The sequence below is a fragment of the Simkaniaceae bacterium genome (genome assembly GCA_021734805.1).
GTDB lineage: Bacteria > Chlamydiota > Chlamydiia > Chlamydiales > JACRBE01 > Amphritriteisimkania.
This window is the reverse complement of sequence record JAIPIG010000023.1, coordinates 1-25911: the sequence shown is the minus strand read 5'-3', so window position 1 is coordinate 25911 and position 25911 is coordinate 1. Positions and strand designations below refer to the sequence as shown.

24 protein-coding genes and 1 rRNA gene are annotated in these 25911 nt (G+C 41.0%); 10 read left to right on the top strand and 15 right to left on the bottom strand.

From position 1 onward, the window contains the following. Window positions 1–248 precede the first annotated feature (248 nt). Together rpsI and rplM are read right to left on the bottom strand one after the other, a co-directional pair. A complete protein-coding gene (gene rpsI, locus K9M07_05660; GenBank protein MCF7852706.1) occupies window positions 249–638 on the bottom strand; it encodes a 30S ribosomal protein S9 in 390 nt (129 codons plus the stop codon). A gap of 110 nt (window positions 639–748) precedes the next feature. Then, on the bottom strand, window positions 749–1192 hold the full coding sequence (rplM, locus tag K9M07_05655) for a 50S ribosomal protein L13 (GenBank protein ID MCF7852705.1): 444 nt from the start codon (window positions 1190–1192) through the stop codon (window positions 749–751). 227 nt (window positions 1193–1419) lie between these two features. On the opposite strand from rplM, the gene miaB reads away from it, so the two are divergent. Then, a complete protein-coding gene (gene miaB / locus K9M07_05650; protein MCF7852704.1) occupies window positions 1420–2748 on the top strand; it encodes a tRNA (N6-isopentenyl adenosine(37)-C2)-methylthiotransferase MiaB in 1329 nt (442 codons plus the stop codon). A 154-nt stretch (window positions 2749–2902) separates the two neighbouring features. Here the strand turns inward: miaB and K9M07_05645 are convergent, their stop codons facing one another. The 12 genes from K9M07_05645 to K9M07_05590 form a co-directional block, all read right to left on the bottom strand. Beyond that, entirely contained in the window at window positions 2903–3490 is a 588-nt protein-coding gene (locus K9M07_05645; protein MCF7852703.1) for a hypothetical protein, read from the bottom strand. 48 nt (window positions 3491–3538) lie between these two features. Beyond that, window positions 3539–5542 (bottom strand): NAD-dependent DNA ligase LigA, encoded by a 2004-nt coding sequence (gene ligA / locus K9M07_05640; GenBank protein ID MCF7852702.1) that lies wholly within the window; start codon window positions 5540–5542, stop codon window positions 3539–3541. Window positions 5543–5549: 7 nt separating this feature from the next. Beyond that, a complete protein-coding gene (gene glgB / locus K9M07_05635; GenBank protein ID MCF7852701.1) occupies window positions 5550–7628 on the bottom strand; it encodes a 1,4-alpha-glucan branching protein GlgB in 2079 nt (692 codons plus the stop codon). Between the two features lie 177 nt (window positions 7629–7805). After that, complete coding sequence (locus K9M07_05630; GenBank protein ID MCF7852700.1) at window positions 7806–9128, bottom strand: hypothetical protein; 1323 nt, start codon at window positions 9126–9128, stop codon at window positions 7806–7808. Between the two features lie 61 nt (window positions 9129–9189). Beyond that, a complete protein-coding gene (locus K9M07_05625; protein MCF7852699.1) occupies window positions 9190–10260 on the bottom strand; it encodes a hypothetical protein in 1071 nt (356 codons plus the stop codon). Then, window positions 10247–11545 (bottom strand): tRNA (N(6)-L-threonylcarbamoyladenosine(37)-C(2))-methylthiotransferase MtaB, encoded by a 1299-nt coding sequence (mtaB, locus tag K9M07_05620; GenBank protein MCF7852698.1) that lies wholly within the window; start codon window positions 11543–11545, stop codon window positions 10247–10249. The genes K9M07_05625 and mtaB overlap by 14 nt, the downstream gene beginning before the upstream one ends. A gap of 30 nt (window positions 11546–11575) precedes the next feature. Continuing rightward, window positions 11576–12889, bottom strand: coding sequence for a GTPase HflX (gene hflX, locus K9M07_05615; protein MCF7852697.1), 1314 nt, complete (start codon window positions 12887–12889; stop codon window positions 11576–11578). A gap of 3 nt (window positions 12890–12892) precedes the next feature. Beyond that, a complete protein-coding gene (locus tag K9M07_05610) occupies window positions 12893–13672 on the bottom strand; it encodes an MBL fold metallo-hydrolase (GenBank protein MCF7852696.1) in 780 nt (259 codons plus the stop codon). Window positions 13673–13699: 27 nt separating this feature from the next. Beyond that, a complete protein-coding gene (locus K9M07_05605; protein MCF7852695.1) occupies window positions 13700–14716 on the bottom strand; it encodes an FAD-binding oxidoreductase in 1017 nt (338 codons plus the stop codon). Beyond that, a complete protein-coding gene (locus K9M07_05600; protein ID MCF7852694.1) occupies window positions 14703–15533 on the bottom strand; it encodes a hypothetical protein in 831 nt (276 codons plus the stop codon). The genes K9M07_05605 and K9M07_05600 overlap by 14 nt, the downstream gene beginning before the upstream one ends. Before the next feature lie 261 nt (window positions 15534–15794). Then, on the bottom strand, window positions 15795–16952 hold the full coding sequence (locus tag K9M07_05595) for a citrate (Si)-synthase (protein ID MCF7852693.1): 1158 nt from the start codon (window positions 16950–16952) through the stop codon (window positions 15795–15797). Between the two features lie 14 nt (window positions 16953–16966). Next, window positions 16967–17953, bottom strand: a complete 987-nt coding sequence (locus K9M07_05590; GenBank protein ID MCF7852692.1) for a malate dehydrogenase — start codon at window positions 17951–17953, stop codon at window positions 16967–16969. Between the two features lie 173 nt (window positions 17954–18126). On the opposite strand from K9M07_05590, the gene purU reads away from it, so the two are divergent. The 9 genes from purU to K9M07_05545 all read left to right on the top strand — a co-directional run bounded on the left by purU (window position 18127) and on the right by K9M07_05545 (window position 25630). Further along, on the top strand, window positions 18127–18972 hold the full coding sequence (purU, locus tag K9M07_05585; protein MCF7852691.1) for a formyltetrahydrofolate deformylase: 846 nt from the start codon (window positions 18127–18129) through the stop codon (window positions 18970–18972). Window positions 18973–18986: 14 nt separating this feature from the next. Then, window positions 18987–19244, top strand: coding sequence for a BolA/IbaG family iron-sulfur metabolism protein (locus K9M07_05580; protein ID MCF7852690.1), 258 nt, complete (start codon window positions 18987–18989; stop codon window positions 19242–19244). Continuing rightward, window positions 19245–19568 carry a Grx4 family monothiol glutaredoxin gene (gene grxD, locus K9M07_05575; GenBank protein MCF7852689.1) on the top strand — a complete coding sequence of 108 codons (324 nt, stop codon included), beginning with the start codon at window positions 19245–19247 and terminating at the stop codon, window positions 19566–19568. Further along, the gene (locus tag K9M07_05570) at window positions 19568–20248 is read left to right on the top strand and encodes a queuosine precursor transporter (protein ID MCF7852688.1); all 681 of its coding nucleotides are present in this window, start codon (window positions 19568–19570) and stop codon (window positions 20246–20248) included. The genes grxD and K9M07_05570 overlap by 1 nt, the downstream gene beginning before the upstream one ends. Beyond that, the gene (locus K9M07_05565) at window positions 20238–21383 is read left to right on the top strand and encodes a tRNA-guanosine(34) transglycosylase (protein ID MCF7852687.1); all 1146 of its coding nucleotides are present in this window, start codon (window positions 20238–20240) and stop codon (window positions 21381–21383) included. The genes K9M07_05570 and K9M07_05565 overlap by 11 nt, the downstream gene beginning before the upstream one ends. A gap of 60 nt (window positions 21384–21443) precedes the next feature. Further along, complete coding sequence (locus tag K9M07_05560) at window positions 21444–22379, top strand: DMT family transporter (protein MCF7852686.1); 936 nt, start codon at window positions 21444–21446, stop codon at window positions 22377–22379. 123 nt (window positions 22380–22502) lie between these two features. Then, window positions 22503–23723 carry a hypothetical protein gene (locus K9M07_05555; protein MCF7852685.1) on the top strand — a complete coding sequence of 407 codons (1221 nt, stop codon included), beginning with the start codon at window positions 22503–22505 and terminating at the stop codon, window positions 23721–23723. Between the two features lie 51 nt (window positions 23724–23774). Next, window positions 23775–24407: a hypothetical protein gene (locus K9M07_05550; protein MCF7852684.1), complete on the top strand. Its 633-nt coding sequence runs from the start codon at window positions 23775–23777 to the stop codon at window positions 24405–24407. 797 nt (window positions 24408–25204) lie between these two features. Continuing rightward, the gene (locus tag K9M07_05545) at window positions 25205–25630 is read left to right on the top strand and encodes a host attachment protein (GenBank protein ID MCF7852683.1); all 426 of its coding nucleotides are present in this window, start codon (window positions 25205–25207) and stop codon (window positions 25628–25630) included. A 141-nt stretch (window positions 25631–25771) separates the two neighbouring features. On the opposite strand, the gene rrf is transcribed toward K9M07_05545, so the two are convergent. Further along, window positions 25772–25886: ribosomal RNA gene (gene rrf / locus K9M07_05540) — 5S ribosomal RNA — on the bottom strand. Window positions 25887–25911: the final 25 nt, after the last annotated feature.

Here is a 25911-nt window from a genome sequence, read left to right as displayed (position 1 = left end):
CGGTATATACCGCTCGTCATTCAAGAGTTGTTTTTTTTGTCGCCGGCATCCCCGCTTGGTCGATTTACCTCACCTCTGCCTATTGTCAATAGCGCGCCCTTTCGGTAAAGGGCCTTCGGCCCGATCGATCATCGCTATAGCCGGCTTCTAAAAATTCCAACTCTTGAATCACTCCCGGTATACAACGCCTAAAAAAAAAAGCCATCCAAAATTGGATGGCTTTTTCATATAAATAAAAATAAAACGAATTAACGTTTTGAGAACTGGAAGCGTTTACGCGCTTTAGCACGTCCGTATTTCTTACGTTCTTTCTTCCTTGGATCTCTTGTAAGATAAGCGCTATCTTTAAGATCTTTTCTACGCTCTTCGTCTTCTTGAACGAGCGCACGCGCAATCCCTAAGCGAACAGCAACAGCTTGACCTTCGATCCCGCCGCCTTTAACTCTGATTTTTAGATTGTATTGTCCATTCAATTCAAGCAATTCAAATGGAGAAAGAACGATTTGTCTCTGCATTTCAGTGACAAAATACTCTTCCAATGTCTTGCCATTGATAACAATAGCTCCATTTCCTTTTTGCATGCGAACTGAAGCAACAGCTGTTTTTCTTCTACCTGTTCCGATTACTTCTTTGGTCATACTTTAACTTTTTTCCTCAATTTAAATTGAACGGAGGCCAAAATGAAGGGGGCCTTCCCATTACTATAGCCAATATCCCTTAACCATTAAAAATCTTCCACACAGATTTTTTAAACGGCGCGGGGTTGCTGAGCTTGCATATCGTGATCAGAACCTGCAAAGATTCTAAGTCTTTTGACTTGAGCATCCGTTTGCTTTGTTTTTGGCATCATTCCATGCACGGCATGTCGCAAGATTTCAGTCGGTTTTTTTTCCTTTAAAACACGGTAAGGAGTATCTTTTCTCCCACCAATGTGCCCGGTATATGAGCGATACGTTTTTTGAGCTTCTTTAGCCCCTGTCACAATGAGTTTATCCGCATTGATAACAACCACACCATCTCCGGTATCGGAGTTAGGCGTATAATCAATTTTATGTTTTCCCATTAAAACTACTGCCAGTTCGGAAGCAAAACGCCCAAGAGTCTTTCCACTTGCGTCAAAAAGAAACCAATTTCTCTTTGCCATTGCTTGCTGCGTATTGACTAGCGTTGTTTTAGAAAGCTTAATCGTCATGATGATACCACAATCCCTTTCATCGTAATTAATTCTTGAGCCGCCTATCATGCTTATGAGCAATGGCAATCGGCTTTATCTTTTGAAGTAACTAGGATAAGGGTTTAGCATTTTTTTGCCAAGAACAACCCGAATATTTCTTCTCTTCTTGTCAAAAGAGTCAGTTTTAACTAAACTAGAGCAACTATTCTTTAAAAAAAATTATGAGATCAAAGGATTTTTTACCCATGCACACTCCTTCTACCTATTTTATTCGCACTTACGGTTGCCAAATGAATGAGCTCGATACGGAATTGATGGTCGGAAGCCTCAATAAACGCGGCCTTGCTCGCGTCTTCGATGAAGAGCATGCTGATATTTTAATTTTTAATACGTGCTCAATCCGCGATCTCGCAGAGAGAAAAGTCATGGGAAAACTCGGGCAAATTGGAAGGTGGACTAAGAGAAAACCCATTATCGGCGTTACGGGCTGTATGGCGATGGCAAAAAAAGAGAGCCTCTTTAAAAAGCTCCCCCATATCGACTTTGTCCTTGGAACGAATAATATTACCGATCTCGATTATGTCCTCGATGAGGTGATTGCAAAAAATAAAAAAATGATTTTAACACATAAGCAGTTTGAAGAGAATCTCGACTACTTTGTAGCTGAAAGAGACGACAAAGTGAAAGCTTATGTTTCAATTATCCGTGGCTGCAATAAATTCTGCACCTACTGCGTGGTTCCTTACACAAGGGGGCAAGAAGTCTCCCGCCCTCCCGAAGATATTGAAAAAGAGGTTAAACTCCTAGCTCAGCAAGGCTATAAGGAGATTACACTTCTCGGGCAAAACGTTAATAGCTATGGAAAGGATCAACCCGATTGGAACTGCCTTTTCCATGACCTCCTCTATCGACTCGACAAAATTGAAGGCATTGAGCGTATCCGCTTTATGACCTCTCACCCTGTTGACATTACCATTGACTTAATGCAGGCAATCCGCGACCTCCCCTCTCTTTGTGAATTTGTCCATTTCCCCCTTCAAGCCGGTTCTAACCGCATTTTGAAAAAAATGCACCGCATTTATACGAAGGAAGAGTATTTTGAAAAAGTCGCTCGCCTCAAAGAAATTGTCCCCAACGTCTCTTTAGGAACGGATATTATTGTCGGCTTTTGCACAGAGACGGATGAAGAATTTCAAGAAACCTATGACGCCTTTAAAGAGATCGGTTTCTCCGTTGCATTTATCTTTGCCTATAGCGCCCGTAAAGGAACACCCGCAATGAGATGGAAAGATGATGTTTTGGAAGAAATCAAACAAGAGCGACTTCAAAAACTCCTTGAGCTCTATCATTCTATGCAAGTTGAGCAGTATCAAAACATGATCGGCACGCAAAAAGAAGTCCTGGTTGAGAAAATGGGCAAAAACGGGCTGCTTAAAGGAAGAACACGCTGCTGGCAGAATGTCATTTTCCCCGGCTCCGAAGCGCTTGTCGGAACGCTCCAAACCGTCACTGTCAATGGCTACAACCACCAGACTCTCTTAGCTGAACCGGTAAAATATACCGAAATGAGTTGAAGAATTGGGATTTTAGCTTTGATGGCACTTTGAATTTTTAAAGGAATATCGGCTATCACTATCCGCCCGGGCCGCGTGAGAGCTTGTCCCTGAACAAGACGAGATGGCAGCTTAGCCTCAATTTTCCGTTTCAGAAGACTCTCTCATCGCGTTATTACTGTAGTCCGATGGGGTGTGTTTTTCTTCCTGTAAATGCGGCTATGACAAGTCCCGCTAAAAACCAGGTAACAATGAGATCGGCAAATCCAATGGCTGTAAAGATATTAGAAAACTGCCACCAATTCCAGAAGGGCAGATAGATCATACACCCTGCAGCACAGGCAATTCCGACAACAAAAAACAACCTGCCCACGTAATGAATAATCCCCGACATTTTAGTGAGCCATGTCACAAAAAAAGCGGTCATTATCTGAATAATAAATGCATAGACATAAGTCATTGGATTAATCGCATCTGATAGAGAAGGGTTAATCGCGGCAAACATAAAAATTTGATTCTTTGCGCCGAGCTTTTGTTTTCCTTCAGCCGTTTCTTCCGCTTCCCTTTCCATCCCCTTTGGGGAGGGAAAAAGATAAATAGCGCGCTCATTTCCAATATTGCGCATGATCGTTGTTTGAACACTTGCGCCGCTTTTAAACTCTTTATATGTCATCGTATGCCAAGGCAATACCATCCAAGAAACAACCATCCAGACATAGGCGATGATCGCTCCTAAAATTGTCCCCTTGATAATCGCACCCATAATCGACCCCTTACAGCAAATTAAAAATCTACTTTATAATTTCTTGATTCATTCTGCAAGATGCTTTTTGAATTCGGCCTCACTCATTAAAGAAATATGGAGCGATTCGGCTTTTTTGAGTTTGGATCCTGCATCGTCACCGTACAAGAGATAATCGGTTTTAGCAGAAACGGATCCGGCCACCTTCCCCCCTCTCTCTTTAATCAATGCTGCCGCTTGCGAGCGGGTAAATGCTTCAAGAGACCCTGTCAATACAAACGTTTTTCCATTGAAAGGGTGCTCTTTTATATGCTTTTGCTTGGGCATCGTGGGAGTAACGCCGAGCTGAAGGAGCGTATTAATCTCATCGATATGCACCGGATTATCTAAATAATCGACGACTGATTGAGCCACTTTTTCACCAACACCTTCGAGAGCGATCAGCTCCTCTTCAGTGAGATTAATAAATGCATCTAAGCTTCTACAATAGTTAGCGATCAATTCGGCAATTCCCTTTCCGACATGTTTGATTCCAAGAGCTAAAATAAAACGGTAAAACTCCCTTTTCTTTGAATCTTCAATTGAATCGATTAAGTTTTGAGCCGATTTATCTTTAAACCCCTCGATAGACAGCAAAACTTCTTTTTTAAGGCGATAAATATCGGAAAATTTTTGCAAAAGATGGGCTTGGGCCAACTTTTCTACAATTTTCTCCCCAAGGTTTTCAATATCCATGGCTTCTTTGGAAGCAAAAAAGATCAACTTTTTTAAGTTTTGCGCAGGACATTCTTGATGATTGATGCAGCGAAAGGCTACCTCTCCCTCTTCTTGCATAACAGGCGATCCACAGCTCGGACATAGCGTAGGCATTGACCATGCCGGTGCCCCTTCTTTTCTCTCGGAGTAGTCAACCTCAACCACTTTGGGAATCACATCGCCCCCCTTTTCAATCCAAACCGTATCGCCAATGCGAATATCTTTGCGATGGATCTCATCGATATTGTGGAGTGTTGCTCTTGCAATGGTACTTCCCGAAACAAAGACCGGCTTGAGTTCTGCAACCGGGGTTAATACCCCCGTGCGCCCCACTTGAGTGGTAATATCCTCGATCAGAGTCTTTGCTTTTTGTGCCGCAAATTTATAAGCAACGGCCCACCGCGGTGTCTTTGCTGTGGTTCCGAGTCGTTCTCTATGCTTAATATCATCGAGTTTAATCACAATGCCATCGATTTCAAAAGGAAGTGTTCCCCGCTCTTTTTCAACACGCTGAGCAAAAAGCATGATCTCATCCACATTCTTTGCAATGGCCATTTGATCATGAGCGAATGTGGGGAATCCCAAATTTTTTAAATAGTGAGCTACATCTTTTTGGAAATCAACCCCATGACTTGAATCCTCAATGATACCAAATGCAATGAGATCGAGTTTGCGTTTATAGACTTCACGCACATCGAGTAGTTTTAAAGACCCCGCGGCCGCATTCCGAGGATTTGCCCAAAGCTCCTCCGCTACTGCCTTGCGTTTTGCATTGAGCTCTTCAAAGACTTTAACAGGCATAAAGACTTCAGCTCTTACTTCTAAAACATCGGGAATATTTTTACCTTTTAAACGAAATGGTAAATTTTTAATTGCCTTCACGTTTTGTGTGATATCATCTCCCTTTTTCCCATCGCCTCGCGTCAGCCCACAAACTAAGACGCCCTTTTCATAACGAAGGGAAATAGCAAGCCCATCCATCTTATATTCGACAAAAAAGATAGGCTCATACCGCTCGAGCAGCTTTTTCGTCCTTTTAATAAAATCTGCAAGTTCTTCTTCACTATAGGTATTGGCTAAAGAGAGCATCGGCGCTGCATGGCTTTTTTGCTTAAAGCCCGAGTGGCTCGAATCAGAGATCGTCTGTGTAGGAGAAGAAGCCAAAGTCCAATCGGGATGCTCTTGCTCCATCGCTTCGAGATCCTTGTAGAGCATATCATATTCGTAATCGCTGATCCGGGGGCGATTTTCGATATAGTAGAGCATATCGTGATGTCTGATTGTTTCAATCAGTTGAATATAGTCTTCGTATGTCATGCACCTTTTAACCAAATTTGACCTCAAAAATTGCCGTTACAAAAGGAGCTAACGAAAAATTGACTCTCCCCTGATCAACTGTGAGATTGGAATTGATCAGACCACACCCCATAAATAGCTCCGATTCACTGTTAAAAACTTCTTTGATAGATGAAAGAGTATGAATATGAATAGTATACTCCGGATACTGATTTTGGCTAAAGTTATGAATCACCAAATGTTCGAGCCCCCCACCTTTTCTCAAGTAAGAGATGACTCCTCCCCCCCGATCATCACAAGCGATCCACTGAAATCCATGTGGCATATGATCACTTTCCCAAAATGACGGCACATCGAGATAGAGCTTATTGATTGCTTTTACACACCGCTGCATTCCTTGATGTGTGGGATAAGCGAGCAAAAACCAATGGATCTCCTCTTTTTCATACCATTCATTCCATTGTGCAAACTCCCCTCCCATGAAAATGAGTTTTTTGCCGGGCAGGGTCATCATCATCGTGTATAAAAGCCGGGCATTAGCAAATTGCTGCGCTTGATTCCCCGGCATTTTTCCAATTAATGAGCGCTTTTCATGGACAACTTCGTCATGAGATAAAAAGAGAGCAAAATGCTCGCTAAATGCATACATGAGATAAAATGTGATCAAATCATGACGGTGCGCGCGATAAGGAAAATCCGTCGAAAAATATTTTAACGTGTCATTCATCCAACCAAGATTCGATTTGAAATCAAATCCGAGCCCACCCTGACTAATGGGGAAGCTCACAAGGGGGTAAGCGCTCGACTCTTCTGCAATGGTGATCACACCCGGAAACTTTTCATGAACAAGCGTATTGAGCTGTCTTAAAAAAGCTACGGCTTCTAAATTCTCAGGACCGCCATATTGATTCGGCCTCCATTGCCCCGGATCCCGCCCAAAGCTCAAATAAATCATCGATGAGACGGCATCCAGTCGAAATCCATCGAGATGCATCACCTCAGCCCAATAGGCAACCGAAGCCAGCAAAAAATTGGCCACTTGCGGCTTTCCATAATCAAAAATGAGCGTATTCCAATGGGGATGAAATCCCTTTTGAGGATCACTATATTCATAAAGACAGCTTCCGTCAAATTGAGCTAGGGCAAAGACATCTGTTGGAAAATGCCCTCCTACCCAATCGAGAATCACAAAAAGGCCTTCCTGATGCATATGATTCATAAAAAACTGAAAATCTTGCACTGAGCCAAAGCGCGATGTCGCAGCAAAATATCCCGTCACCTGATACCCCCATGATTCATCAAGAGGATGTTCCGTAATAGGCATCATTTCAATATGCGTATAATGCATCTCTTTGCAATACTGAGCGAGCTCGACTGCAATATCGCGATAGTTCATGAATTGCCCGTCCCGGCGCCTCCATGAACCTAAATGCACCTCATAAATATTCATCGGAAGACAATTGTGATTGCGATTCTTTCGCTGCTCAATCCACTTTTCATCCGTCCATAGAGCGGAGTGGATATTGGCCACCATAGAAGCAGTTGAAGGGCGCTTTTCCGATGCAAAAGCAAAGGGATCGGCACGCATTTGCACATGACCATGGCAGTTGCGAATCGCATATTTATATATCATCCCCTCAAAAGCACCGGGGATAAAAATTTCCCAAACCCCACACCCTGAAAGTTTATTCATCGGCCATAGATATTCGCTAAAATGATTGAGATCACAGGCAAGAGAAACGCATTGAGCATAAGGTGCCCATACGGAAAAGCGCACCCCCTGAACTCCATCGACTTCCATCAAATGAGCCCCAAGACGTTGATAGAGCGCGTCATCCCTGCCCATTAGAAAATGATAGAAATCACTCTCCGTTAACATCGGTGCAAAGGCATAAGGATCATGAAACCACTGCCCGCTTTTATAACAAACACGGTATTCTTTGGGTCCAAGCGTCTGCTTGGTTGCAATTTCAAACACCCCATCCCGGGTTGCCTGCATTGCCCTTTTTTGTCCCTCAATTTCAATCTCTATCTTCTCGGCATCAGGGAAATAAACACGCACCACATGATCATGCGGACCTAAAAAAGAATGGGGCGATTCATACATATCAGACTCAGAACTATCGTTTGATAGGATATTCCGAATATATAATGCATCCCCATAAAGAAATCAAATAAGAGAGTCCTCTATAACCAAAATAAATGAAGAAATTGGATTGCGAGCACATGGATCATTTTCATGATTCTCATAGAGCTCGACTTTGCAACTCAGATTATTAATCAATTACAAAACGAGACCTGCAGAAAATGCCATTTGGGGTTTTATTTCTTTTTGTAACTCAGCTCTATAACTGAAATCACGATCCAACCATAATTGACTAATCATCTTTGCTTTGCTTAAAGCCGGGTGAGCTACTTTGAATTTTCTGATATAACTATCCGCTAAGTGTCTACTAAGAGATCGATCATATTGGTCTTGAGAAAACATAGTATAAATAGCATTTATCGGTTCAATGGTTACTAATGTAATTGCCATAGCAACGATTGCAAATGGAAGTTTAAGAATGTGAATACATCCGATTAACGCCGTCATCATCATACTGCGACTTGTATCTGCTCTTACAATGCTAACTTCTCTACATCCAAGAGAACCGATGGCTGAACTATGTAAGCTTAAATTTTTCGGCCTTGATCCGCTAACCTCTAATTCTACCTTTTCTCCAATGAAGTAATGATTGAGTTTTTTGAGTGTATGATCAACTAGAGGATCTCCCTTCATGTTATAGACAATAGCTTGTGTATCCTCAACTTTACCCGCAGCGACAAGTTGATTCCATTGATGGCATGCTGATCGATTAATTGAGGGGGCATTAAATGCCATCACTTGTTCAACTTGATCATAAATTCCTTCTTCAATCATCATTTTTTGTGCAATCGCACCCCCAAGACTATGTCCGGTAAGTCTAGTTTTTTTGCCATGTTCTTCTTGGAGTTCTTTTAGAATTTCTATAAACTCATGTTTATTTGATTGAACAACCCGATCTCCAACACTTGCATAAAATCCCGTTAATAATCCGCTCATTCCTCTTAGACCGAGCGATGATCTCACTGTACTAAAGTTAGCGGGAGAAGTCCCTCGAAATGAAATAATGGGATGAGCAAATTTGCAATCATTACTGGGCCTAAATATATAGGCTAGATTACCATCGCCTAAATCAGAAGCCATCGTTTTGTAGCCCACTAAAACCGAATTTCCCTCATCATCTAATTGCGGAATAAAACACTCTTCATCCGTATCAATCTTCGAATAAGTCAAACACTTTGCAACGAGCTCCATCACCATTTTTTGGAAAATTAGAGGATTTCGATCTTCTATTTTTTCGTTATAGTCGTTATGTATCCCTTTCAGCATCTTAGCGATGTCTTTAAGTGAGTGTATTCCCGTCTTATGCGGATTCGAACTCACGGTATTGGAACCGGCAAACATAGCACCATCAAATACTCTATTAGCAATAGTTACAATGGGGCTATCGCCCCCTTCCTCATGTTGTGAAGAGACTGCCGATAAAAGCGGAGCAGAAAGAGAATTATTAACAGGTCTATTCATATTATATTTCTAATAGTTATGTATTTATATAACTATTATAACATAATTTGAATTTATTATATCAGTTTTTAAAGCGATCTAAATAATAATTGTGCTTTGCAATAACCCTTAAGGGTGAGTGAGTTAGGCGTTCCGTATCGGTCCACCAGCGGTCAACTGTGAGCCGATAGCTCTTGAGTTTCTTGGGGAATTTGATTATAAGCTTTTGATTATCCGTTGCATAGATCGCAACTCGTTTCAGCTGTTTTTTACTCCATTCGAGGTCAATTTTACCAAATGAAGTTGTTACCCCTTTTAATCTTCCCGAAACGAAAGACGGGAGCAGGTGAGGCAAAATATAGATTTCCTCCCCTTCTATTTTTACAAACAGACTTAGGATCAATGACTTAAGTTGATTTAATATCAGAGCCGGATTTTGGGTTGAAGTGGTTTTTGTAACCCCTTGAAAATCAGTATCATTGGCTCTGGGAATAAACATGTCTTCAAAACCGGCTCCGTAGAGCGCTAGAAGATCGGTTTCCGCCTTTTTTAAATCCCTCTCTTCTAAATGCTGTTTTAAATGTCCAAAGAGCTCAAATGCCCCTTCCATTTTGATTTCTTCATCAATTATTGGCGTCTCTTGAGCAAGCGCAAATAGGAGGGGGAGAATTTCTTTCAGATCGCTTCGGCGCGCAATAAGTTCGGCATCTTGAGCTTTATTGCATCCCAAAAAGAGCTGCGCTCTTTTTCCCATCGGAGGGGTATATGGCATCTTAAAGAGAATCAGCTCGTCTTTTTTAAAATAGACATCTTTGACATTTTGAAAATCAATAAGGATACCTTTACGGGGCATTTTCTCAAATTTTAATATCAAGTTTTCTCGATCTCGAAACATCACATAGCGAAAGTAACCGGTTGCCGTTTCCATGAACACAATCACTTTTCCCCGGTCGATTTCTTGTTCAACGGTAAAATTGGAAATGGGGCCTTTCACTTCCATCGATAGGGAGAACTCTTGATCTGATATGAAATCTTGAAATTTAAGAATCCCGGGCGCAAATGCAACAGCCACTGTTGTTTTTGGAATTAAACAGCGGGTCGGAATTTGATGGGAAAAGGGTTTGAGTGTTTGTCTAATTTTAATTGTGAACATATGCTTGCACAGGAAAAACGACCTGACCAATGAATCCTTCTGGTGTATTTTCCTCTAATACTACCTCAATTATTTCATTTGGTCTATAACCCATTTTGGGAATTTTAACATGTAAGAAATTATCCGTATGCCCACTGATCCAATCGGGATCCGTTGCATCCACATTTTCTAAGAGAATCTTCATTGTTCGCCCGACAAATGGCTCGCGCAGCTCAAAAGCTATTTTCTCCGCTTCTCTTAAAACAAGTTGACGCCGCTCTTCAATCACCTCTTTGGGAAGATGATTAATAAAGCGAGATGCGCGCGTTCCCGGTCTTGAGCTATAAGGAAACATATGTACCTTAGCAAACTTAATATCGCGCATCACACTCAGTGTTTCTTGAAAATCTCTCTCAGTCTCACCGGGGAAACCAACGATAATATCTGTCGTAAATGTGAAGTCGGGACAGGCACTCTTTAAGCGGTAGACCGCATCATAGTACTCTTCTCGCGTATATTTGCGGTTCATCTTTTTTAAGGTGACATTTGAACCTGCCTGCAAGACAACATGCATGCTATGACATGTTTTTTTCCCTTCAATCACCGCCCTTAAAAGATCATCATCCACTTCATCGGGATCAATCGATGAGATGCGAATTCTCTCAAGGCCATCGATCTCATCAACCAGCCGTACGAGGTCTGAGAGCCGATCCTTAGGTTCTTTGCGGGCCACTCCCCCATCAAAATCTCCAATATTGACACCTGTGAGAACAACCTCTTTAAAACCATTGGCGACTAAGCCCTCGATCTCTCGAAGAATATCTTTTGTTTTTTTGCTGCGCGAGCGCCCTCTAACATAGGGAATAATGCAGTAAGAGCAAAAAGAATTACACCCATCTTGGATTTTGACGAATGCGCGTGTATGGGCATGAAAGTGTTCAATTGAAAACTCCGGGACATCTTCGCCCGGAAACATTTGAGCAATGAGCTCTTCTTTTTCCAAATTGGAAATCACGGCAGATACGCCGGGCATATTTTGAAGATCTTCTTTGGCCCTTTCCGCTAAGCACCCGGTAACAACAATGCGCGAGGTGGGATTTTTTTTTGCAAATTGATTGATTTGATAACGACTGCGCTGATCGGCAGACTCGGTGACGGTACAGGTATTGACAATACAAATATCAGCCGCCTCCTCACCGATCACCTCAGAAAAACCCATCTTAATTAACTGGTCCCGATAGGCTTGGGATTCATACTGATTGGTTCGACAGCCTAGAGTAACAACTTTAAATGATTGATTGCGCATGTTAAAAAATTTCTCTACAAAAAAGAGAGATTATACGCAATTTTCGCATGTATACGCAAGCGTTTTATACTCAAGTTCGGCCGGAATCTCGACCACCATCACAATATCATTTTCTTCATACTCCGAAGACATCACCTTTCCATCCTTCATCAGCTCGGAAATCAGCCCATATTCACTTTGGGGAATCTTGAGCTTGACCACCCTCCGCAGAGAACTAATTTCTTTCATCATCATATCAAAAAGCTGCTCAAATCCCTCCCTTGTCTTTGCAGAAATGACAACCGTTTTGGGATATTCGAGTTTGTAGCGGCTTGCGACGATGGGATTAGAACAAAGATCGATTTTATTGAGGACGGTGATCATCGGCTTATGGTTGGCTTTGAGCTCTTTTAAAACGGCTAATGTCTCTTTTGCATGTTCTTGCGCCATAGGGTGACTAATATCGATAATGTGAATCAAAATATCAGTATAAAGGACTTCTTCCAAAGTACTTTTAAATGCTGCGATGAGGTGGTGAGGCAATTTTCGGATAAACCCGACAGTATCGACTAATAAAATATGCTGGTTATTCGGCAAGACGTACTGCCTCGTCGTCGTATCGAGGGTTGCAAAGAGTTTATCTTCCATTAAGACCCCGGCATCTGTCAGGGCATTCAGTAGAGTTGATTTTCCAACATTCGTGTATCCGACAATGGCAAAGGTAGGAATTTTGTTCTTGAGGCGTTTCTGACGCTGTTGCTCGCGTTGTTTTCTCACCTCTTTGATTTCCTGATCCAACTTTGCAATGCGCGCCTTTAAAATGCGGCGATCGATCTCGATTTGTTTTTCCCCTTCCCCTTTCAAATAGCCTTTACCACCGACTTTTTGACGTGACAAGTGAGTCCATAACCGTTTAAGTCTTGGCAATTGATATTTAATCTTGGCAAGTTCAACTTGAAGCGTCGCTTCTTTTGTTTGAGCACGGGCAGCAAAAATCTCTAAAATGACTTCCGTCCGATCGAGAACCGGTTTTTTAAAATGCTTTTCCAGGTTTTTTTGTTGATTGGGGGTGATTTCATCATCGAAAACAATGACATCGACTTCAAGCTTATGTGCATATTCGGCGAGCTCTTCCAGCTTCCCGCTACCGATAAATGTCGCTGCATCATATTTTTTAAGTGGGCAGAGGTGAGCGCTTAACGATTTAAGCCCAAGCGTTTCAATCAACGCTTCAAGCTCATTTAAATGCTCTTCGCAAATATAGCGATCTTCTTTGCTAAAATAAGCTCCGACGAGAAGAGCGGTTTTAACCTCGTCGATATTTTCTCGTACTTCTTCTGTCGTCTTCTGTGTTGTCAATCTAATTCCTCAAAAATGAATCTTTAATCCGTCATAACTTAAAGCAATCCCTTCCGGCAATTGCTCTGAAATTCTTTCATGTTCAACCTCATGCCCCATATGAATGAAATATGTTTTTTCTGCACCGACTTTTTGAGCAAAGGCAATAGCTTCTTTGATGTTAAAATGCACAGGTGAATCACTTTCTCTCAAAGCACTAACAATGAGTGTTTTCACATTTTCTAAATCTGAAAAAATTGTATCCGAATATGTCCGTATGTCAGTGACATACGCAAAGTCATGAATACGAAAACCAAGCACCTTCATCATCGCTTGTTCATAGGTAAAGAAATGAATGGGAATACTTAAAAATTCACAATCTCCTCGATCCCCATCGATCACTTTTAAGGCGAGTTGCGCTTTTTTAGACATCCCTTCGATATCTTTTTTGAGGAGATAGAAATATTTTTTTTGAAAATCTTCATAGCTCGATGCATGCATCAAAATGGGGATGGCCATCTTTGTTCTGTAATTGAAAATACGCAAGTCATCAATTCCGGCAATATGATCATAATGCATATGGGTGATAATCACCCCATCGATATGTTGGATCTGATTCGAAAGAGCTTGCGCACGAAAATCAGGAGAGGTATCAACGACAAGGATTTTATTCTCGATTTCGATCAAGAGCGATGAGCGAAGGCGCTGATTGCGTGGATTTGATGACTTACAAACACTGCAATTGCACCCAATCACCGGAATTCCGGTTGAACTACCTGATCCAAGAACTGTGATAGTATTGTTTTTCATAGAAAAAAAATAATTCATTTCATCGATTTACTCAAGCAGCATCTCATTTGGAATCATTTCCACATGATTCCGATCTATTGCACTAGCGAGAAGTTGTGAGCAATAGGCATGATAAAGAAGCCCTCTCGATCCCATTGCAGTCAGTATCCAAACTCGATTCGATAGTCGATTGAGGTAGGGAAGATAGCTTGATTTCTTAGCCAGTCGCATCCCCGCTTTAACATCAATCACTTCAAACGCGTCTTGAATGGATAAATACTCACCTGCTTGCCGAAAAATATCGCAGATCGCTCTGTTGTTATCGGGCGGCTCATCAAGATGATCATACTCATAAGTCGATCCAAGATGATAGATACCGGGCTTTTGACTTGGGGCTAAATACCCTTTGCCAAGAATGCTCGGCAACTCCCTTTTCCCACTCCATTTCACTTGTAAAATTTGACCGCGATTTATTTTAAAGCCGCGCTCTTTTAAATTGAGAAGACGATCGGAACCTGCCCCAAGTGTTAGGACAACAGTATCAAAATCAGCACACTCATTGGGCGATTCTATCGCTACTTTTTTGAAGTCGAGGCCTAGCTGAATACATAGATCAAATAGTGCTTTGATGTAGTGTTCTGAAAAGATTGTCATTCCGGAATGAATCCAAAAACTTCTTTTTCCCTCTTTAATAAAGGAAAAGCATTCCTTAGCATCACTGACGTCATCTCGTATCTTACAAAGATGATCGAATCGCTCCTCTTGTTTTTCATTCACGGCAACCCGAAGCATTTTAACCGGTGCAATCAAACGTTCCATTGAATGTTTTTGAACTTCTTCGATGAGTTGACGCGTTGCACTGACTCCCTCCTTCTCAAAGAGACTAATGCGCGCCATTTGTCCGGGGAAGGGATGGACTAGCCCCGAAGCGACTGAGGAGGTGTTATTTCCAATCTCGTTTTGATCAAAAAGAGTGACTCTGTATCCAAGGCGAAGTAGGTAATAGCAAGTCCCTAAACCGGCAAAACCGGCTCCAATAACAGCAACGTGTTTAGATCGATTCACTTGCTGATGCCGTTTTTTTAATGAGATAAAAACTCTCTACTGAAAAATTAAAGAAAAAAAGAACAATGGGCGTTAAAGCCGCCGTAAAGGGAATCATCATAAAGAACCATTGCATTCCCGATTTAATCGGAGATTTGATTTCAATAAGCCCTGCTTGGGCGATGGATGCCGATGCAATGAGCAATAATAAAGTGAAGATCAAAGGCAACACGCCAATCAAAAAAAGTAAGAGGTGAGAGAAGACATGCGCTTTAAAAAAATGAAGAGAGGATGGAATGAAGTGGGAATCATCAAACTGTTTAAAGGCAATATAAGGCGTCGCAAAAAAGAGGGTAAATAGGCAGAGCACCGCCAAAAACAATGAGCTCAACGCTAATACGAATGGAGCAAAAGATAAAATCAGTCCGATTGACTCTCCAATATAGGGAATTTCACGTAAAAGATAAAAGATGCCCATTAACATCCAGATAATTAAATAGCTCATTACAAAGGGAAGTGACACTTGCGTTACATTGATAAGAAGTCGAAAAGATTTTGATAAAACTTCGCGGTAGGAAAACTCCACCCCCTTCACTTCATTGTAATAAATGCGGGCAAAGAAAACGCCTAATGCCAATAAAATCCCCGATACGAGAAAACCGGGAAGAAAATACATAATCAACTTAACCCAAATGCCGCTCATGGCGCCGAGCGTGTGACACATCACAACGAAAATCCCACAAAGAAGAAGGAAACCAAAAAGAAAAAGACATTTTTTCTTCTGTAGAGCCTTTTGCCATGCACGACTAAAAATTAATTCAATATCTTTGAGGGTCATCACAATTCTCCCTTGAGAGCAAACGAAATATCAGAATAACGGAAAAACGGTTATTTTCAAATATGAATGATCCCGTTACCTCGACTTTGTAACTTTTTGGACCCGAAGGCCTCGAGATATTTGTTTTCAGGGGAGTTATTAAACCCTAGAAGGGGTTTTTTACCCCTTCTAGGGTTTAATAATCTCCCGGTTCGACCATAGGTCGAACGCATGATGCGCAAAGACCGAGGCAGGCGGGCCCAAAAAGTTGCAAAGTCGAGGTTACAAAGACGAGGTATAAATATAGCGAGGGCGGACGATAGGCGTTCCTTTACCGCTCCTGGCAATACAGCGCTCATAAATGATTTGTGTTGTAATCCCAATCACGCGCGCCATGCCAAATAGCACTGTGAAATATTCGGGATAGGGAAAGCCGGCAGCAGATAAAACACTGCCTGAAATTCCATCTACGTTGGGGTATGGATCAGATATTTTGGGGTTTTTAGATAATACTTTAGGCCCGGCTTCGCGCAATTTAAGTGCCGTTTGAATCAATGAGTGATTGGGGAAATGTTTTTTGCCATAATCATAAAATATCGTGGCTCTTGGATCTTCTACACGCAGAACGGCATGTCCAAATCCATAAACCAGTTCTTTATGATCGAGAAGATTTTGAATATAATTCTCCACATCTTGAACGGTTGCATCTTCTTTGAGGCTATCTAGAACTTGTTTGACAAAGTTCAAACTATCTTGGTTGGCCTTTCCATGGAGATCTCCTTCTAAGGCGCTCATGGCTGCTGACATCGAGCCAAATATATCCTCATGGCCTGATGCAACGGCTTTGCCCACAAAAACAGATAAATTTCCACCGCCATGGTCGAGATGAAGAACATGAAAAAGCTTAAAGACCTCTGCCATCAGATGATGATCTTTTTTAGGCACATTAAGCATTTGGACAAAGCGATCGATATAGCTTAAAGAGACGTCGGGGAGCGGTGTTTCACCCCATCCGGCATGATGATTAATCACCGTTGCGACTAAGTGGGGCATTTTTGCCATCAGATTCATTCCGTCTTTGCGATAATCCCCCGTAGATTCGAGCATGCCCAAAATTAATAGACTAGCAGAAAGCAGTTTCATAGGATGGCCGTCTCTTGGAAGGGCATGAATATGGCGAATCACCGCATTCGAAAGTTGGCTTCTCTCTTTGAGTTCTTTAATAAACGTTTTAAACGCAACATCTTGACCTTTTTTCCCGGAATAGACCAAATACATCACCTCTTCAGGTGGTAAAAATGCGAGATCTTTAACGGCAATATCCCGATAATACAATCCCGTTTGAGGATCGACCTTTGAGGTCATACAATAGCCGACGGGATAGCCCCGCAACCCCGTATCTAAATGATCCTTTGTCACTTCAAATAATATTTCACTCATATTCTCTTTGGACCTCAACTTTTTAATAAATGGGCGACCATCTCTCGCTCTTCCTTTAATTCAGTTTCCGTTAAATGAATTTTCTTTTCTAAAAAGGGATCGAACTGAAACTGTTTGCGTATTTCATATTTTCCTACCCCATGAGAGAGAAGAGGAAATGAAAAAATCAAATTTTCATCGATTCCATAAGGATTACCCTGTGAATAGACCCCACTTGAAAAGGGATGATGGCTCGAGTGAATATTTTTAATGGCATCGATGATGGCATTTGCTGCCGAAGCTGCAGATGACTTACCCCTTGCAGCAATGACTGTTGCCCCCCTTTTTTGAACCATATCCATAAATGTCGTTTCAAGCCACTCTCGATCTTGTATGACCGTTTCTATCGGCTTACCTTTGATTTTGGTATTCACGATATCGGGAACTTGGGTCGATGAGTGATTGCCCCAAATAACGAGATCCTCTACCTCATTGAGATCGCAACCCGCTTTTTGCGCGAGCTGATATTTCGCCCGATTATAATCGAGTTGCGTCATGGCAAAGAAATGTTCTTTTTTTAAATTGGGCGCATGGTGCATTGCTACAAGGCAATTTGTATTGCAAGGATTCCCAACGACAAAAACAACGGCATCTTTCTTTGCACCTTTGTTAAGCGCCTTCCCCTGACCTACGAAATGCTTGGCATTTTCTTGCATCAAATCTTTGCGCTCCATGCCCGGACCTCGGGGTTTTGCCCCCACTAAAATGGCTAAATCAACCTCTTCAAAAACTGCTTCAACATCAGAGAATAAATGCATCTCCTTGAGTAAAGGATAGCTGCAATCCTCCAGCTCCATATGCACACCCTTTAAAACTTCCCTGCATTGGGGCATATCGAGCAAATTTAAAATAATAGGTTGATCCCTCCCGAGCATTTCGCCGCTGGCAATGCGAAATAACAAACTATATGCGATTTGGCCTGCAGCTCCGGTAACTGCAATTTTAATTGGCGCCTTTGTCATGTCCTATCCCCTATTCGGTATAAGTGCTTTATTTCTAACTCAACCCACTTCGCTATCGAATGTCAATATAATTTTTTATTTCTTTGCGAATGCTATCACGTACAAAAAACCTATTGAGCAGTTAGCTTTGAAAATGTTATATTTTAAGGCATGTTTTTCCTGTGTTGTGGGCTATGACAAAATATATTTTAGTTCTATCTTGCCGAGATGATTATGGAATTGTTGCCGCAATTTCGACTTTTCTGACAGAGCAAAAAAGTTTTATTACGGAGCTTTCTCAGTATGGTGATCCGTCAACGCAGCAGTTCTTCCTGCGCACTGAGTTTGAAACTCAGCCTACGATGACTGTAGAGACACTCTCTTCTCAATTTCAACCGATTGCCGATATCTATGGAATGACTTTTCAATTTAGGGCAAAAGATACGCGCTTTAAAGCGATGATTCTCGTTTCAAAACAAGGCCATTGTTTAAATGATCTCTTGCATCGCGTCCAAATGGGCAGCCTTAATATGGATGTGCAGTGCATCGTATCCAACCACAGCACACTTGAGCATATGGCAAAATGGCACTCAATTCCTTTTTACCATCTTCCCATTGATCAAAACAAAGAAGAGCAAGAACAACAAATCCTCGACATTGCCGAAAAAGAGTCGATTGATCTCTTCATTTTAGCCCGTTATATGCAGATCCTATCTAAGGATCTTTGCCAAAGTCTTAAAGGAAAAGCGATCAACATTCACCACTCTTTCTTACCGAGCTTTAAGGGAGCGAAGCCCTATCACCAAGCTTATGAGCGCGGAGTCAAAATTATTGGCGCTACAGCGCATTATGTGACTGAGCATCTCGATGAGGGGCCGATCATTGTACAAGAAATCGATCCGGTGAAACACTCTCATTTACCAAAGGATTTAATCCAAATTGGATATGACAATGAAAATCGAACGCTTGCCCGCGCTGTCAAACTGCATACCGAAATGCGCATCATGGTCGATGGGCATAAAACGGTTATTTTTGATTAACACAAAAGAAGGGTATGATGGAATTAACGGAAGAAATTCGCCGGGTCATTGAATCAAATATCGAAACTGAAGAGGTCTATGTTTTAGACCCTCAAAACGATCAAACTCACTTGCAAGCGATCGTTGTCTCCAAGAGTTTTGAAAACACTCCCCTTGTAAAAAGACATAAGCTTGTCATGGGGTCTTTGAAAAACCACTTTGCGACGACACTGCACGCTTTAGCGCTTAAAACATACACTCCCCAAGAATGGGAAGAACAAAGGAGTTCATAAATGACACTACTTGAAAATACAATGCAAGAGATTGAAAAAGACATTCAAAATCACCGCATTATCCTCTACATGAAAGGAACTAAAGATATGCCCCTATGCGGATTTTCAGCAAGAGTGGTTGATCTTCTCAACGATTGTCATGCTGAGTTTGTCACACGCAATATCCTCGATAGCCCTGAATTGAGACAGGCGATTAAAGAATATTCAGACTGGCCAACACTTCCACAACTCTATATTGACCAAGAGTTCGTTGGAGGATGTGATATTGTGGTTGAGCTCTACAATTCGGGTGAACTTCAAAAACTAATTAACAACGAAAACTAATGATGAATGAGCTTCTTTTCTTTGGCCACTTAACAGTGATTGTTGCGTTTACATTTATTGCACTTCGTCTCGGGAAAGAAGCTTTGATGATCCTCATTGCCGTTTTTGCTCTCCTCGCTAATGTCTTTATTGTCAAAGAGACATCTCTTTTTGGACTGACTGTTACTTGTACGGATGCATTTGCGGTAGGATCTCTTCTCGCGCTCAATCTATTACAACAATACTACGGAGAACAAAGCGCTAAAAAAACGGCCTTGCGCTCTTTATTAGCTCTTGCTGCATTCCCCGTGTTATCTTTAATCCACCTCTTCTATCAGCCCTCTATTCACGATACCGCCCATGAAGCTTATTCCATTATTTTTTCCCATTCACCACGCATCATCTCTGCATCACTCTTCTCTTTCTTTATCGTTCAACGCATTGATATTCTATTTTTTGCCTTCTTGAAAAAGAATTTTTCTAAAGTCCCCCTTTTTATTCTCATGGCGATCTCTCTTAGCATAACACAAACGCTTGACACGATCATGTTTTCATTCCTCGGTCTTTATGGGATCATTCATTCACTCTCCCACATTATTTTAATGACGCTCGTTATTAAAGGAATTGCCATTCTTTTTATGTCACCACTCACCTCGCTATCGCGCTTTTTTATCAAAAGAGATCCATCCTATGCTACTTGAAAAACACAAAACATTTACTTTTGAACTGTTGCATCAATCGACAAAGTCCAAAGCACGGGTGGGGCGCATTCATACGCCACACGGTGTGATCGACACACCGGGGTTTGTCGCCGTTGGAACCAATGGTTCCTTAAAATCCCTCGATAATGAGGCCGTTTCTCAAATCGGACTGCAGCTCATGTTCTGCAATACGTATCACTTGATGCTACAACCCGGAACATCTGTCGTTAAACAAGCGGGTGGACTGCATAAGTTTATCAACCGCAATCTCCCCATTATTACCGATTCCGGGGGATTTCAAGTCTTTAGTCTCGCTTATGGATCTGTTGAATCCGAACTAAAAAATGCAGGTAAAAAACAGGCCGACGGTTCTGTTTTAAAAATTACGGAAGAGGGCGTCTTATTCCGCTCTTACCGAGATGGACAAAAAATCCTCCTGACTCCGGAAACATCGATACAGGCACAAAAAGATTTGGGCGCCGATATCATCATTCCCTTTGACGAACTTCCCCCCTATCATGTCGCCCCCGACTACTTAAAAAAATCTTTAGACAGGACACATCGCTGGGAAAAACGTTCATTTGAAGAGCATATGAAAAATCCCCAAAACCAAGCCATGTATGCTGTCATCCATGGAGGGCTTGATCCGGCTCTTCGCCTTTATTCTCTTCAAACTCTATCTCAACTTGATTTTGACGGATTTGCAATTGGCGGAAGTCTAGGAAAGACAAAAGCGGAAATGGTGGCTATGCTCGATTATTTAATGCCCCATATGCCTGATGAACAACCGCGCCATCTTTTAGGAATTGGAGATCTTGAATCGCTTGAGCAATGCCTGCCTTTGGGTATCGATACTTTTGACAGCGCCTACCCAACAAAGGCAGCTCGTCATGGAACTCTACTCACCAAACGGGGAAAAATTAAGCTCTCTTCAGGGTCAAATGCCCTTGCATTTGCTCCTATTGAACCCTCTTGTCAGTGTCCCACTTGTACCCGTTACTCTCTTGCTTACTTACACCATCTTTTTAAGGCTAAGGAACTTACAGCATTAACGCTTGCCTCGATTCACAATCTCTACTTTATGGTCGAATGGATGAGGGAAAAACGAGAACTCATTATGCTAAATAAAATTTGAACACTGTACCTTTACAAATTTAATTGTTATAATAGCACCCAATTTAATATGGTGGAGATCATGGGTGTATTGCTATCATTATTTCTTTTTTCCATTTGGTCTACGGTTTTCCCGATTGGAAAATGGCTTGTCGGCTTCTCAACCCCTGTTTTTCTGACCGGTATTCGCATGCTTTTCGCAGGCGTCCTCCTCATTGGATTCCTCCTTATCCGCAACCGCAAAGCACTTAAAATTAACAAGAAACAACTGCTATCGATATCTCTTTTGGCCCTGCTAAGCATTTATTTAACAAATGTCCTTGAGTTTTATGGACTTCAGCATTTGTCCGCTGCTAAAACCTGCTTTATATATAGTCTATCCCCCTTTCTCACAGCTTTGTTCTCCTTTATCCATTTTAAAGAGAAAATGAATAAAACCAAATGGATTGGAATGATCATTGGTTTTTCCGGAGTTCTCCCCGTATTATTTATACAAAATCAATCGGGTGATCTCCTTTCGCTATTTAAATTCGTAGCTCTACCGGAAATTGCCGTTATGGGAGCGGTGATCTTATCCGTTTATGGTTGGGTCTTATTGAGAATGGTCGTTAAAAATGATGAGGTTCCCCCTACTACAGCGAATGGTCTGAGCATGCTCATCGGAGGAGCAATGGCCCTAGGGCATTCTTTCCTTTTTGAAGCATGGAATCCCCTCCCTATTGTTGCAGGTGGGATTGGCCCCGTCATTAAGGGAACTGTCATTTTGACCCTTTTATCCAATGTGATTTGTTACAATCTCTATGGGCATCTTTTAAAACGCTTTACGGCAACTCTCATGTCATTCTTTGGCCTTTTAAGCCCCATCTTTGCCTCTTTGACAGGCTGGCTTATCCTAGGTGAGCCCCCGTCGCTTACCATCATGCTATCGACCTGTATTGTCCTAATCGGTCTTTATTTCGTCTATCGCTCTGAGCTCAAACAAGGCTATATCTACTCATCTACTCCCATTGATGCATAAACCTCGGTTTTGCAAATAAACTTTCAGTCTTCACTCTCGGTATAAACTAGAAATTTTAAACATTTTATTAATTTTGATTTCATTTAAAATGTCTCGATTGAAGTTTTTTATCGGCATTTAAAAATGAGCATTGATTATCTTCCCTCCTTGTCTTCTCTAACACCATGCAAACCAACCATTTTAGTGATAGTTGCTAAATATGATTCCATCTCATCATTTTTAACAAATCCGGGAATTCAATTTATTATTCGGCGCATTAAAACCATTGCTAACGTTATTTTTATTACCGGCGTTGACCGAGCCTATGGAATGGATTTATCACATCGAAGTATCGAAAGAATTTTTGCCACTTATGGAAAAAAAATAGACGCCGTGATTATCTGTGCCCACGGAACTTCCTTGGCAATTCAATTAGATATTCATCCCCAAAAAAATCCTAACCAAGCGCTCTCAATTGAAAATATTCAGCGCCGCCTGTTTGCCTATTTGGGAGATCAATGTCGGAGCATTAGTTTTTTTTCATGTTTAGTCGCCAGCCCCCCTATCTCATCCTTTGCCGCATCAGTTGCCATGTTTTCCGGCAAAATTGTTGTTGCTGCAGAAGATAAACTCAATGAGCTCAAAATCTGTCTTAACCCCCTATATCCGCAAGCCCCCTTTCCGATTACCCTTGAATCCGGAGTGATTCTAGCACCTTGTTGCTATCTAGCGCAGTCAAACAGCCTAATATTCCCCTTCATAAGCGTACATATCATTCGCTGTTCAGATTCTATTGAAACCTATCCTCATCAACTGGAAGTCATCTCTACACATCTTTTTAGCGCTCTCTTTATCTGTCCTGAGCAACTCTTTATGTATATGCATCAATTAATCACAATGCATATCAATGAAACTCGATTAACAAAAAAATCTTCAACTATTTCACGACAATGCGTTCTCCTCCTTAATAGAATAAAAGCAGCGTATCCCTTTGTCTATGAAGATGTTTTCAAAAAATTTAATAGAAAAACTCTTTTTCTTTCATGTCATGTTGAACGCTTATGCAAGCAATTGCTTCTAGTTGATTTAGAAGAAATTAAAGGAGAAGAGCTAAAATTTATCTTAAATACCTTATCTCATATCTCCTCCAAATCATACATAACTAAATTAGCTCTATCTTTAATCTCGAAAGGAAAACCGCTGACTGCCGGAAGTCTTTTAAGTTTACTTTTTCCATCAGATTGGGACCTGGTCCAACTTATCAATAGCTATATTAGTGACGGTAAAATCAAAGAAGCCTTAGCCTTTACCCCATATATCCGAAACGAATCAATGACTCTTTTAATCGCACAAAATTTTTATTGAAGATAAACCATTTCATCTGAAATAGATTAAAAAAAAAGATGAAATTGTCATATGGTTGAGCACATTGAGTTCCAATCCCGTTTACCCGAAGATTTTGGAGTGAGTGATAACACGGAACTCTCCTCTAAAATCCATCAATATGTCGAAGAACACGCACAAAATCTCTATACCCTTAAAACAGCCTTTCAAACTGAGTTTTCTCAGAGTAATCCTCTGTTCAAACGTCTTTTTCAACAATTAATGTTTGGGCTTGTAGATCATTTAACAGATAATGTGCACCTCTTCATTGATGAAAACGCACATTCTCATTCCCTTCTTCCTCATGATATCGATCATTTAATCTATGAAACTCAAAACTTTCTCAAAAACTATGCAATGCTCCTCCCCTCATCCGAACAAAAAAGCAGTAAATATCGAGCAACTCCTCACTCTCAAACTGAACAAAAAAATGAGGATCCAACGACAGTGCATGCACAAACTGAAGCTAGCTTCTCAAAACAACTCCAAGTTATGCTTGCCCAAGTATTTAGTCCATCTGATGAAAAGGGCTTAAGCCCAATGCAACCTCTGACTGCTAAAGAGTTGCAAATAGCGCACCTTTGTTCTGACTTTTTTTCAACTTCATGCCCTCTTGAACAAGGCGAAATTTATACTAAAATTCAAAAAACGCTTCAGACAGACTGAACTGACTCACTAAATATTTATTTTTTAAGCAATCCCCTTTATGAATAGGAGGAGATTCTTTGACGGGCCCAAGGAACATGGGCTATCCCGTTGTTAGCCACGTGAGCTTGTCTCTGAAAGAACGAGATTACAGCTTTGCCTCCGTTCAATCTCCTAATAAAAAACTACTTATAAGTGCTTTGTTGCATAATTCGATAAACTATCAGGTTATTGACCATAAGGACTTTAACAACCACAGAGAGCACAGAGTACGCAGAGAAAAATCAAGAAAATGCACATTCCGGTACCTCTGTGAGCTCTGTGCTCTCTGTGGTAAAAACTAATAATGAGCATGTTAGATAAAAATAAATTATGCAACAATGCTACTTATAAGTGGAATAACGACCTTAATTAGATAATACAAAAAAGAAGCCAAAAAAAAACCTGCTACTACAGCATCAAAACCTACATGTTTCTTCTTAGTAAAGACTTTATAAAAGAAAATAGATGTCATAGATAAACTAAATAAAGCAAAAAATCCACTACTCACTTGACACCTCTAATTGTCACAAATTTTTTCCACAGCTTTTTCTTTCCGTCGATGTTCCCGCACTAATTGTTTTTGTTCATCTTATCAATAAATATTTCAAAGGAGGGATCTACTATTGTGAGCTAAATAGTAGTATTAAAATTTTTTGTAAGTAAAATATCAAGTAAAAATTTGCAGGAATTCTGTTAAAATCATGATGAGCATAAAAAAGATTGGTTAGAACTCATCATTTTGATATATCTTAAATTTAATTTTGAGGTGATTGCAAATGAAAGATATCTATTGGATGATTATCGCTAATGGCAGTTGTATGAAACTCTTTAAGTTTCCGCATGATGACTATACGCTTCAACATCCGGATGTCGTATTGCATCCTGAAAGCACCTTAAAACAGCAAGACTTTGATACGGATCGCAGTAGCAAATCACATACTTTTGGAAATGACTCTGAAATGACCTCTACAAAGAAATTAGAGGAGAAAAAGTTTGCCAAAGAAATTTCACACTTTCTAAAAAAAGGCCATGATAATAAAGAATTTATACGACTTTATCTAGCGGCCAGTCCCAACTTCTTAGGACTCCTCAGAGGCGAGCTACCTAAAGAAATTCAAGAATGTATTGCTGAAGAAACAAATAAAGACCTCACTAAAATCAGTTCCTCAGAAATATGGAGTCACTTCCCTTCCCACCAATAAATATCCTGATTAAAGATTGCTCCCTAACCGTCAAAAAATCTCCTCTATTCATTGAGGGGATTTTTTTTTAAATATTTAAAACCCGATCAAGCAAAAAAAAAGCCGAACTAACGTAAGCTAGTTCGGCTTCAAATAAAAAAAATCTGGCAGCGACCTACTCTTCCATACTCTTGTGTATAGTACCATCGGCGATGAAGGGCTTGACTTCTGAGTTCGGGATGGGATCAGGTATTTCCCCTTCTCTATTGCCACCAGACAAAACTTTTAGATCATTATTATCT